This is a genomic window from Deltaproteobacteria bacterium (assembly GCA_011773515.1).
GTDB lineage: Bacteria > Desulfobacterota > Deferrimicrobia > J040 > J040 > WVXK01.
Genome location: WVXK01000027.1, coordinates 28,531 through 40,006, shown reverse-complemented (window position 1 = coordinate 40,006; position 11,476 = coordinate 28,531). Strand labels below are relative to the sequence as shown.

Genomic DNA, 11,476 nt, shown 5'->3' with positions numbered 1-11,476 from the left:
ATCGAACCCTCGACCTCATGACTGCCAGTCATGCGCTCTCCCAGCTGAGCTACAGCCCCACTACGAGATCAATATTATACACATATATCAGCTCTCTGCATATGTCAACCGAAAGGCTGTCCGTTACCGGCCAGGGATCAGCGCCTGGCAGCAGCCTTATCGGGGAAGAGTCACCTCGATATGATGAATACCGCGTTCTCCGCGAAAAGGTTCGGGGCGGCCCCGCGAAATATCCGCCCCCCCCTCTCCGTCGAGAGGTAGATGCGCTTTTCGATCTTTATGCCGTTTTCCCGGCAGATAGCCTCAAAATCCTTGATCGTGCAGAGGTGGATGTTGGGCGTGTTGTACCACTCGTAGGGGAGGAACCGGGTCTTCGGCATCCTCCCTCTGAGCAGAAGGTTGGCCCGTACCTTCCAGTAGCCGAAATTGGGAAATCCGACGATGCCCTTCTTCCCCACGCGGAGCATCTCGAAGAGGACGAGGTCCGGCTTCTTGACCACCTGGAGCGTCTGGTTCAGGATCACGATGTCGAAGGACTTGTCCGGGTAATCGGGCAACCCCTCATCGATATCCCCCTGAAGTACGGTGAGCCCCCGCCTGATACACTGCTTTACGCCCACCTCGGAGATCTCTATCCCCCGCCCTCTGACGCCCCTTTCCTTCTCCAGTTTCTCCAGAAGTGAGCCGTCACCGCAGCCGAGGTCGAGCACATCTGCACCCTGCGGCACGAGCCTCACGATGACGCTGTAATCTATGCGGACGGTATCTTCCACGGTCAGTCGAATATGCCGAGCTTTTTCGCGTTGTTATCGAGGTAGTTCTTTATCACCACGGATATCTCCCCCTCGTCGAGCAGGAAGGCATCGTGGCCGTAATCTGAATCGATCTCGCAATAGGTGACGTCCACCCCGTTCAGCATGAGCGCCCTCACGATCTCCTTCGACTGGTAGGAGGGATAGAGCCAGTCGGCGCTGAATGAAATGACGAGGTGGCTTGCCTTTACCTTCTCGAAGGTCTTTGCGAGGGAGCCCGTTTCGACGGTAAGGTCGAAATAATCGATCGCCTTGGTGATGTAGAGGTAGGAGTTCGGGTCAAACCGGTCGACGAAGGTATCCCCCTTGTAGCGGAGATAGCTCTGCACCTCGAAGTCGACGTCGAATTCGAACGACAGCTTATCCTTGTTCCTCAACTTCCTTCCGAATTTCTCCTGCATCGATTTGTCGGAGAGATAGGTTATGTGGCCCACCATCCTGGCCAGGGCGAGCCCATTTCTCGGGACCTCCCCGCCGTAGTAGTCACCGCCNNCCCTGCGGCGAGGACCTGGCGGAGGTGGCGATCGGGATCGCTATTTCGATCCTTTCGGGAAAGGAAACGGCAAACCTGAGAACCTGCATCCCTCCCATGGAGCCGCCCGCGGCGGCGAAGACCTTCTCGATCCCGAGATGGTCGAGGAGGTGCATCTGTGCGGTCACCATGTCCCGTACGGTGATGATGGGGAACGACAGCCCGTAGGGCTTTCCCGTTTCCGGGTTTGTCGATGAGGGGCCCGTGCTCCCCTGGCAGCCGCCGATGACATTCGCGCAGACGACGAAGTACTTTTCCGTGTCAAATGCCTTCCCCGGGCCGACGAGGTTGTCCCACCATCCCGTTTTCTTATCATCCTCGGAATATATCCCCGCGGCGTGGGAGTCGCCCGAGAGAGCGTGAAACAACAGGATCGTATTGGTCCTCTTATCGTTCAGCTTCCCGTAGGCCTCGTATGCGAGCGTGATCGGCCCCAGCTTTTTCCCCGACTCGAGAACGAACTCGTTCGGGGGGTCGGCAAAGGTGAAGAATTTCTTCTCAACGATCCCGACGCTGCCCTTTTTTCCTTTCATTCACGGCCCCTCCACAGGCCAAGCATCTCTCAATGCGTATGCTTCTTGCTGCCCCGATCCAAAGGGACATCCGAGAAATTGGATGAAATCGGGTCAAAAAAGGTCTCATCCCTCTGCTGCGCGGCAGCCATTCTCCGTCCCTGTCTTCACTATCAAGTCAGGTTGCATGCCCCGGGGACACTGAAAATGTCCTGTTTCATCCCCATTCTGTGAAACACATGGTGTAAAGGTTAATAGGAAATCGTATTACACTCTTTTACTTTATGTCAATAATAGGGATTTCAGGCAGATAGCCTCAAACGGTATCGAGACCCCTCAATGTTAATATGAATAAGAACTCGCGGTGCTATCGAAAGGTCTCACGGAAATCAATTCCTAAAGGTATGAATCGAGGCCGCTTTCCTTCACGAGCTCGGCGAGTTTTCTCACGATTTTCGCCGTCGCCCCCCAGATCGTCCTCTCCCCGTAATCGATAAAATAGACCGGGTAGGATCTGCCTTTGAACACCGTCTCCGTCGTCCTGTACCGCCCAAAGTCGAGAAACTCCTTGAGGGGGGCATAAAAGATCTCATCTACCTCGAAGGGATCCGGCGTGAACCTGTAGTGAGACGGTATTGAGCAGACGTAGGGGGTGATGAAAAACATGGTCATCGTGGGGACGGCCTCCATCCTCCCCAGGATCCTCACGTCATCCCTCCTTATCCCCATCTCCTCTTCCGCCTCCCTGAGGGCGGTATAAAGAAGCGACTCGTCGCCCGACTCCCTGGACCCCCCGGGAAAGCAGATCTGGCCTTTATGGTGGGGGACGCTGTCGGTCCTCGTGGAGAAAACAAAGGAGACAGTGCCCCGGGACTCCACGAGCGGAACGAGGACGGAGGCAACGCGCAGATCCGGGTGGGGGCTATCGGGATCTGTCCCGGGATCTTTGAGAATGCCCCCCAGTTTCTCGATAAAGGTACCGCTCATCGCAGGAACTGAATCTCGATCACGTTTCCGCCGAGAGAAATCGCAGAAATCCTCTCCCTCTCCAGGTTGAGGCCCTCCAGGGCCAGCGTCAGGCTCTCCACATCCGCTATGTGGCATCTGAGCTCGTCCTCGATGATCTGGCCGTCTCTCGATACGGTTTTCAGGGAGCCGATGAGGGGAATCTGGCGCGGCAATTTTTCGGCAAACTCCGTGTGATTGAAGAAATCTGCATTGACGAATTTGAGCACGTAGGTAGAGGGACGGGGAGAGTACCCCTTCTCCATGACCCTGTCACGGAGTTTCCTGAGATTCGCCTTGTAGACGGAGAAGGTCCAGATAAACCTCCCCTCGGCCCTGTTCTTGCTCTCTTCCCTGCCGATGAAATGCCGCGTGTTGAACGTCTCGCCAAACAGGTCGAGGGCGTCCTTTCCTCCCAGGTACATCTCCGGTTCGATCCCGAAGGTATTCACGCAGCTGGGCTCTTTGTTGACGGTGCTTACGTTTACCCCCACATCTTCCAGGGCCATCCTGAGCGCCTCCCTGCCGGCCAGGTACTCGGCGACCGAGGTTGCGCGCTCCAGGGATTTTGCCCGGTCTTCCCTCGAATCATCAACGGGCCGGACCCATTTGCCCTCGCGGTAAATGCCGCACACGGGCACGCGGATCGAGACCTCGTAGTACTTTTCCCCCTCCACCTCCTTCAGTCTCTCGGGCGTCACTTCCTCTATGAGCTTGGACAGCGCCGATATCACCGCCCTCTGCCTTCCCCGGTCGAACCCCTCGATTATCTCCCTCACCTCGCCATCCTTGTCGATGTAGATGAGCGTGGGCATGTGGACGAGCGAGAAAGTCTTGAATATCCGGGCCTCCTCGTCATACAGGACGGTAAAATTTTTCTTCCCGATCCTCTTCTCGAGGTCGCTCAGGAACCTGGATACCCGTTCCCGCTTCAGGTCATAGTCCTCGTTGACGGCATAGACCCTCACGGCTTCGGGCCCGTACTTCGCCACGAGAGCCTGAACCTTTTCCAGCTCCTCCGAGCAGGACTTGCAGTATATGGACCAGAAGGTGAGTATGACCGGCGAAGACTCGCCTGAAAAATCGATCGTCACCTCCTCGCCCTCGATGGTTTTCGCCGAAAGCTGTGAAATTTTGTCTCCCGGCTTCACCGCGCCAACGGAGGAGCCGGAACATAGGAGGAGAACGCCCAGGGCAATCGCGCACGCCGCCGGGAAACGGGATTGGCCCCGGCTGCGCAGATCACTTCTCTCGTCTTTTCCCATGGCTCCTCCTGGCTAGGACATTTTCTATGAGCTGATCCATATCTTTTACGAAGACGAAATTGAGCCCCGCCCTGCTCGCTTCGGGTATCTCCTCGATATCCTTCCTGTTTCTCTCGGGCAGGATGACCCTCCTTATCCCCGCCAGCTTCGCGGCGAGGACCTTCTCCATAATTCCGCCCACGGGGAGCACGTACCCCCGCAGGGTTATCTCGCCGGTCATCGCCACGTCGTTTCTCACGGGCCGTCCGGTCAAAAGCGAGTAGAGGGCGGAATATATGGTGACCCCCGCGGATGGACCGTCTTTTGGGATCGCACCGGAGGGAACGTGGATGTGCAAGTCCGACGTTTCAAACTCCTCCCTCTCTATGCCTTCCTTCGCCGCCCTGCTGCGCACATAGCTCAGGGCGATGTGGGCCGACTCCCTCATCACCTCCCCGAGGGAGCCGGTGAGAACCATCTTTCCCTTCCCGGGCATTTTCGTTGCCTCCACGAACATGATCTCCCCGCCCACGCTGGTCCAGGCAAGTCCGGCGGCGACGCCCGTCTTCGCCGTCCTCTCCCGCACGTCGTCGAGATATTTCTCGGCCCCCAGGTAGCCGGGCACGTCACCGGCGTCCACGCGGACCGGGTCTCTCTTCCCCTCGGCAAAGCCAACGGCTATCTTTCTCATGATGGCGGCAAGACTCCGTTCCAGGTTTCGCAGCCCCGCCTCTCTCGTATACTCGGTGATCACCTTCCTCACCGCCCGCCTGGTCATCTTCACGTCACGCTTCGTGAGACCGTTCTGCTCCAGTACCCTCGGGAGGAGGTGCCGCATGACTATCTCCACCTTCTCCTCTACCGTGTAGCCGCTGATCTCGATAACCTCCATCCTGTCGCGCAGCGCGGGGGGGATGGGCAGGATGATGTTCGCCGTCGTTATGAAGAGCACCTTTGAAAGGTCGAATGGGACCCCCAGGTAGTGGTCGGCGAAAGAATTGTTCTGCTCCGGGTCGAGAGCCTCCAGCAGCGCCGAGGCCGGGTCACCCCGGAAATCGACGCCGATCTTGTCAATTTCGTCCATCATGAACAGCGGGTTCCTGCTCCCGCACCTCTTTATCTCCTGGATTATCTTTCCCGGCATGGCGCCGATGTAGGTTCTCCTGTGTCCCCGGATCTCCGCCTCATCGCGCATGCCGCCCAGGGATATGCGTATGAACCTCCTCTGGAGGCTTTTTGCGATTGCCCGTCCAAGAGAGGTCTTGCCGACACCGGGTGGCCCCACGAAGCACAGGATCGGGCTTTTCGCCTCCTCCTTGAGCTTTTTCACCGAGAGATATTCGAGTATCCTCTCCTTGACCTTGTCGAGGCCGTAGTGGTCCTCTTCGAGGATTTTCCTGGCCCTCCCGATGTCGAGCGAATCTTTCGTCTCCACCTGCCACGGCAATCCGACCATCCACTCCAGGTAGGTCCGTATGACGCCGTATTCCGCCGAGGAGGGGTGCATGACGGCAAGGCGTTTCAGTTCCCCCTCCGCCTCCTTCCGGGCCACGTCGGGCATTCCCGATTGCTCTATCTTCTCTCGCAGCCGCTCCGCTTCCTGCTGCTGCTCGTCCACGATCCCGAGTTCCTGCTGGATCGCCTTCAGCTGCTCCCGGAGATAAAATTCCCGCTGGGCGCGGTCCATCTCCCCCTTCACCTTCTCCTCGATCCCTTTGCCTATCTCCATGACCTCGATCTGGTTCGAGAGGATGGAGATGGCCAGGTCCAGCCTCTTCAGGACGGAAAACTCCTCCAGGACCTTCTGCTTCTCGGCCACGCTGACCTTGAGGCCCGAAACGGCAAAGTCGGCAAGCTGGCCGGGATTCTCTATGTTCACGATCATGATCTTGAGCTCCGGGGGGAGGTAGGCCGCAAGGTCCACGAACTGGGAAAAGAGGTTGGTCAGCAGCTCGACCCGCGCCTGCGCCTCCTTCCCCGTCACCGGCTCGTCGGCATGGAGGTTCGCCACGACCTGGAAGTAGGGCTCCGTGGAGACAACCTTCATAGCCCGGTACCGGACGGTCCCCTGGATGAGGATATTGATCGCCCCGTCGGGCATCATGATTTTTTTCAGTATGTTCGCCAGGGTCCCCACGGGATAGAGGTTGTCGAACCTCTTCACCTCCTCCACATCGGACATGACCGCCTGGACCCCGATCCTCTTTTTCTCCACCAGGGCATCATCGACGAGCCGTATGGACCTCTCGTCCTCGATCCTCATCGGGAGAATCATCTCCGGGAAAAGCACCGATTCGCGGATCGGCAGGACGGGAATCTCGACGGTTTCGCCGAAATCACGCTTGACCGGCCTGGGCAGCGCTCTCGTACCGTCTGGATTGAGAATGGTCGGCATTATCCCCCCTTCAGTCTATCCTTATCCTCGCCGTCTCCTCCTCCCTTACAGGAAGGTAAACAAGGAGAAGCCCCTCTCTGAGCTCGGCCTTGATATTTTCCTCGTCGATCCTCCGGGGAAGTTTTATCGTCCGCCTGAAGTTTCCATACAGGCTCTCCCGGTGATGGCACTTGACAAACTGATACACCGGTTCGTAGCGTCTGCCCTCGATGATGAGGTAGTCTTCATCCAGGCTGATCTCGAGGTTTTCCTTCTTCACCCCGGGCAGCTCTACGACGATGATGATGCCTTTCTCGATTTCGTATATGTCCACCCCCGGGCGCCAGGGGCTCTCCTCCCTCCCCCTCTCTCCCTGGACGAGCCCATCGGAGAAGACCCGAAGGAAATCATCGAAGGGATCGAAATATATCTTTTTCCTCCTCATTGCATCCCCCGAACCTGCTGTTCATCCGCAGCCGCCGTTCAACTTTCTGAAAATATACGCTGCGTTCTCAAGGGCCCCCTCCGTGTTCTCGATCTCCCCTTTTTTCAGGCCCCGTATCCAAGCGTTTATCTTTTCCTCGAACCCCCTCCCGAGAAAGTCCCCGGACTTGGGGTCACAGAGGGAAGGCCTGAGGTCGATGGCATCCCGGTAGTGCGCAAGGGCCCCCTGGATGTTCCCGGAAACTTCCAGGCCGGCCGCCCTGGATACCAGGGCGGTTGAATCATCGGCCGGTCCTTCCCGCTTGTCTGGATTTGTCGATTGGGCAAACAGAAGAAACAGCCCCCACAGGGAAAAAAGAGCTATGAGGGCAAGTCCCAGAAGGTCAACTTTGGAAATGTTTCGTCCTCCCACCAGATATCGCTCCTTGCAGGCATGGACGTGCGAGGGGGGCTCAGTAGACTCTGCCGTTATCGTCACATTTCCTTATCCCGAAGTAGTAACAGCACCATTCGCTGTCGAAGTCGTTATTGAATATCCTCAGGTCGCCATCGTCGAAGACGACCTTGACGTAACAGCCGCCGCCGTCGAGCACCGACACCGTCGACTCGACCACCTCGCCTATGCCCCACTGGGGCTGGCGCACGTGAACGATGAGGTCCCCGGTCTTCAGGAAGAGTTTTTTGTATGTCTTCATGACCCAATCAACCTTCCCCGAGCTCCTTCTCGAGCACGATGAACTCAGACCTGCCAAAGCCAAGGGCCCTGAAAAAGCTTACCAGTCCTCCGTCGTTCCAGTCTATCATCGTTTTGACGTCACTGACACCGTTCATCTTGAAGAAATCGGCCAGGCCATCGATAAGAGCCCGTGCAACGCCCCGCATCCTCATGTCAGGGTCGACGCCGACGATCTCTATCCAGCCGCACTTGGGGATGCCAAATTCCCAGCCCCGGATATCGGAGATGATAAATCCCGCTACCTGCCCATCCACCTCCGCCACGAGGCAACCCAGGGGATTGGAGGTGATGTGGTCGAGAATCCTTGACTCCCACTGTGCCTCGTGGGGCTCGCCGGTAATCTTTTCATCTATCGAGAGCACAGCCGCAACGTCGTTCACCGTCATTTTCCGCACCTTCGCCTTGCCTTTCATATCAGACCTCTCTCAATCTGAGCTTCATGACGTTCAACACCGTTTTCATGGTAAAGTTGGTTTTCAATATATTCTTGAAGGAGCTGTCCCCCGAAACGGAGTTGAAAAGGGCCTCGTAGAGCCCCCTGTCCGTCTTTGATGCCTCGAGAATCGAGCTGAGGGCTCCTATCTTGGACGCGATGCTCGCCAGCGCCTTCACTCCCGTCCCGTAAATGTAGTCGCCCATGAACTCCCTGCACCGTGCTTCGTAGGAATCGAGACTCACGCCCCGCAGGTGATGGTCGATAACGGCATCCCCCGCGTAAATACCCGTGAGAACGGCGGTGGTAATCCCCTTCCCCTTGAAGGGCCGCAAAAACCCCGTCGCATCCCCCGTCACCACGTAGCAGGGCCCCGTTACTCCCCTCGCCGGAGAGGCGGGGAACTTTCCCCGGTAGATCTCGAAAAGGTCCGGCTCGACCGGCGGAAGGTACTCCCTGACCTCCCTTCGCTCGAGAAACTTCAAAAAATCATCCACCGTGATACCCACACCGGCAATGTTTACGACGACGTGATCCCCCTTCGGGGTTATCGCCCCGAACTCCACCCGGGGAGAGACGGGGGGGTAGAGAAATGCGTATATGATGTCGCCGAGCTTTTTTTCGATGAACTTCCTGTCGGTGTGGAACTTCGTCACGTAGGAGGTCATGAACTTTTCCGGCTTTCTGTAGGTCCCGGTGGACTCCTCGAAGATGTCGAGCATCCCGTCATCGAGACCGAACGCGCCGATAACGTAATCCGATAAGAAGGTCCCCTCCTCCGAGTAGATCACCGACTTCCCCCCCTGCCTTCCCGCGTAGAACTCGATCCCCTCGACGCGGCTCTGGATAACCTCGGCACCGAACTCCCTCACCTTTTCCAGCATATACCGGTCGAACTTGACCCGCCTGACGGCGAAGTGGGGGCCGCCCCGCCGCTCGCCGACGAGGAGGACATCTTTTCCTCCCGCGTAGAGCCGGTATCCCCTTATCTGCCGCTTGTAGAGGGCAAGGGGCAGCTCGACGTCGAGCTCCTGCCGCATGATGCTCTCGATGGGGGGAGCCAGAACGCCCGCGCACTGATTGTAGTGGATGTCGAAGTCCTTGCCTTCGAAGAGGAGCACCCGGTGATCGAGCCCCTCCTCGGCGCATCTCTTGAGGAGCCGTATCGCCGCCGAAGAGCCCGAGGGTCCTCCTCCGATAACTGACACGGTAATCTTTTTTCTCTCTACAGCATTCATACAATCAGGGTCCGCCCATGCACCCTGGATACGCCAGGGGAATCATCGGACCTCCCCCGGGAAATGCGACAGAGCGTTAATCGTCCTTTTCCTCCTCTATCACGATCAGCAGCTGTCCCTCCTCCACGTTCTCGTTCAGCGAAACGCAAATCTCCTTGATCAGGCCGGAGAGGGGTGTCTTTACGGCATTTTCCGTTTTCATCACCTCGATGTTCAAAATCTCCTCCCCCGCTTTCACGAGGTCTCCCTCGTTGAGCTGCCTGTCCTTCGATCCGATTCTCCACACCGTTCCCTTGACCGGAGACGCTACCTCGCCGACGACTCCGGGCCTTGCCTTCCGGAGGATCTTCTGGGGAACCACGTCGGGCATTTCCACTTCGAAAACATGCATCACATTATCCACGGAGAGAACCACGTGCTTGATACCCTTCACGCCCTCGCCGACGGATATGAGCTCGATAACGTGGGGCTTGTTTTCCATGCGAAAATGGACTGTATCTCCGGGATTCTTGAGCCCGTGGAGCCACACCGGCGTCGGCAGGAGGTCGGTATACCCGTAAAATTCCCTGAATTCGATAAAATCCACCGTCGCCTGTGGATGCATCAGGTAGAGCACGAACTCCTCATCCGTGGATCTGCGCTCTATGTCACGATCACAGCTTGCCCTGGCGGATTCGAGATTTTCCGGCGGGAGCCGATCCAGGGGCGACGCCTCTATGCGTTCCCGGTCAACTATATCTTTGAAGTCTTCCCCGAACACGCTCCGGTAAACCCAGTCCTCGGGCCATCCGAAGGGCAGCGGTCCGTACCTTCCGAGGAGGAGATTTTTCAGATCATCGGTAGCATGGGAATACATCCTCAACAACCGCTCCGCATCTTCCTCATCCAGGCCGTCGAAGTCCTCGCCCCCGTCGAAATAGCTCCTGAGTGACTCGAAGAGCTTCGCAACCCCCTGGGCACCCTCTTCCTTATTGAAGCGCTGGATGAGCCCGGCCCAGGTCGTCCAGGTAATCTGGGACCCCGGTGTCACGTCGAAATACTTGATTATCCTGTTCCCGTAGGACATTCCTTTGAGGATGGACGGCATCAGGTCGAGAAACCCGCCCTTTTCTGCCTGCTCGAAGGAGCTGGGAAATGCGCCGCCGGGCATCCTGTGCTGCTTCACGTCGAAGGAAAAACCCTTGTAGGGCGACTCGAATGAATCGTAGCTGCGCATAAACGTTCTGACCACATCCGATGCCTCATCTGCGCAATCCGTGTCCAGGACCACATCGAATCCGAGTTCCTTCAGGTAGGATGCCAGGGGCCTCACGGGAGGGTGGCCGTAGAAACGGGAGAATGCATCATCGGTGGTATCGAAGAGGATCGCCCCTGCCTTGGCTGCCTCGGCGATAGCGGGAATCGCCAGCGCGTCGGTGGAGTGGCGGTGGTACTGAATCACCATCTCCGGATAGGCATCGAGAATCGCCGAAACGAGGCGGTGTATCCTCTTCGGCGATCCCACCCCTGCCATGTCCTTGATGCAGAGGATTATCGAATCCACTCCCCCCGAGAGCCGCACGATATCGCCAACGAGGCCCAGGTAGTATTCATCGGTGCACTCGGGGGATTCCGTGAAGGAAATTGCGGGCTCGAATATCTTTCCCTCCCGGATGACGGTTTCGGCGATGGGCGCCATGTTGGGAATGTAATTTAGAAAGTCAAAGCAACGCCAGACGTCGATATAGGGAGCGAACGACAAAACGGCCAGCTCGATGACGTTTCGCGGGTACATCCTGTAGCCCCACACGTTGGTGGCCCTGATGAGCGTCTGCGTCAGCACGTCGGGCATCAGGCGACGCCATTCCTTCACCTCCTCGAAGGGGCTTATCTTGTTGTTCAGCAGATCCTGGTGAAACCGGGCACCCCCGTGAAGCTCCACGGAAAAATACCCGGTCCTGTTGTACACCGGCGCCAGCCTCCGCAGATCGAACATGGTGATCCTGTTCTTGAAATCAGATTGTCCCGTATCCCTTGGTCCGGTGCTCGTCAGGTATACCTTCCCCGATTCCCTGAGATCCTTGATAATTTCCTTCGGCGTCCTGTCTCTGCTCGTTCCATGCATCTCCTTGCAAAGCCTCCTTTCTTGAGTATTCCCTGCGCTTCG

General features: G+C 57.4%; 10 protein-coding genes and 1 pseudogene. All 11 read right to left on the bottom strand.

Going from position 1 to position 11,476, the window contains the following annotated elements; genetic code table 11:
• Positions 1-170: 170 nt before the first annotated feature.
• The gene (gene metW / locus GTN70_03550) at positions 171-785 is read right to left on the bottom strand and encodes a methionine biosynthesis protein MetW (protein ID NIO16064.1); all 615 of its coding nucleotides are present in this window, start codon (positions 783-785) and stop codon (positions 171-173) included.
• Positions 776-1,877: pseudogene (locus GTN70_03545) on the bottom strand (homoserine O-acetyltransferase). The gene metW and the pseudogene GTN70_03545 overlap by 10 nt, the downstream one beginning before the upstream one ends.
• Positions 1,878-2,252: 375 nt before the next feature.
• The gene (locus GTN70_03540; protein NIO16063.1) at positions 2,253-2,843 is read right to left on the bottom strand and encodes a CoA pyrophosphatase; all 591 of its coding nucleotides are present in this window, start codon (positions 2,841-2,843) and stop codon (positions 2,253-2,255) included.
• Positions 2,840-4,126 (bottom strand): redoxin domain-containing protein, encoded by a 1,287-nt coding sequence (locus tag GTN70_03535; GenBank protein ID NIO16062.1) that lies wholly within the window; start codon positions 4,124-4,126, stop codon positions 2,840-2,842. Before GTN70_03535 ends, GTN70_03540 begins: the two co-directional genes overlap by 4 nt.
• Complete coding sequence (lon, locus tag GTN70_03530) at positions 4,104-6,500, bottom strand: endopeptidase La (GenBank protein ID NIO16061.1); 2,397 nt, start codon at positions 6,498-6,500, stop codon at positions 4,104-4,106. Before lon ends, GTN70_03535 begins: the two co-directional genes overlap by 23 nt.
• A gap of 10 nt (positions 6,501-6,510) precedes the next feature.
• Entirely contained in the window at positions 6,511-6,924 is a 414-nt protein-coding gene (locus tag GTN70_03525; protein NIO16060.1) for an Hsp20 family protein, read from the bottom strand.
• 21 nt (positions 6,925-6,945) lie between these two features.
• Positions 6,946-7,335: a hypothetical protein gene (locus GTN70_03520; GenBank protein NIO16059.1), complete on the bottom strand. Its 390-nt coding sequence runs from the start codon at positions 7,333-7,335 to the stop codon at positions 6,946-6,948.
• Positions 7,336-7,375: 40 nt separating this feature from the next.
• Positions 7,376-7,618, bottom strand: coding sequence for a DUF3553 domain-containing protein (locus tag GTN70_03515; protein ID NIO16058.1), 243 nt, complete (start codon positions 7,616-7,618; stop codon positions 7,376-7,378).
• A 7-nt stretch (positions 7,619-7,625) separates the two neighbouring features.
• Positions 7,626-8,072 (bottom strand): GNAT family N-acetyltransferase, encoded by a 447-nt coding sequence (locus GTN70_03510; GenBank protein ID NIO16057.1) that lies wholly within the window; start codon positions 8,070-8,072, stop codon positions 7,626-7,628.
• 1 nt (position 8,073) lies between these two features.
• Positions 8,074-9,330 (bottom strand): hypothetical protein, encoded by a 1,257-nt coding sequence (locus GTN70_03505; GenBank protein NIO16056.1) that lies wholly within the window; start codon positions 9,328-9,330, stop codon positions 8,074-8,076.
• 76 nt (positions 9,331-9,406) lie between these two features.
• Positions 9,407-11,434, bottom strand: a complete 2,028-nt coding sequence (locus GTN70_03500; protein ID NIO16055.1) for a biotin attachment protein — start codon at positions 11,432-11,434, stop codon at positions 9,407-9,409.
• Positions 11,435-11,476 lie beyond the last annotated feature (42 nt).

Excerpts from the sequence above, each read along its gene's own strand:
- GTN70_03535 (NIO16062.1), bottom strand. The coding sequence starts at position 4,126 with ATGGGAAAAGACGAGAGAAGTGATCTGCGCAGCCGGGGCCAATCCCGT.
- GTN70_03525 (NIO16060.1), bottom strand. The coding sequence starts at position 6,924 with ATGAGGAGGAAAAAGATATATTTCGATCCCTTCGATGATTTCCTTCGG.
- lon (NIO16061.1), bottom strand. The coding sequence starts at position 6,500 with ATGCCGACCATTCTCAATCCAGACGGTACGAGAGCGCTGCCCAGGCCG.
- GTN70_03540 (NIO16063.1), bottom strand. The coding sequence starts at position 2,843 with ATGAGCGGTACCTTTATCGAGAAACTGGGGGGCATTCTCAAAGATCCC.
- GTN70_03515 (NIO16058.1), bottom strand. The coding sequence starts at position 7,618 with ATGAAGACATACAAAAAACTCTTCCTGAAGACCGGGGACCTCATCGTT.
- GTN70_03510 (NIO16057.1), bottom strand. The coding sequence starts at position 8,072 with ATGAAAGGCAAGGCGAAGGTGCGGAAAATGACGGTGAACGACGTTGCG.
- GTN70_03505 (NIO16056.1), bottom strand. The coding sequence starts at position 9,330 with ATGAATGCTGTAGAGAGAAAAAAGATTACCGTGTCAGTTATCGGAGGA.
- GTN70_03500 (NIO16055.1), bottom strand. The coding sequence starts at position 11,434 with ATGCATGGAACGAGCAGAGACAGGACGCCGAAGGAAATTATCAAGGAT.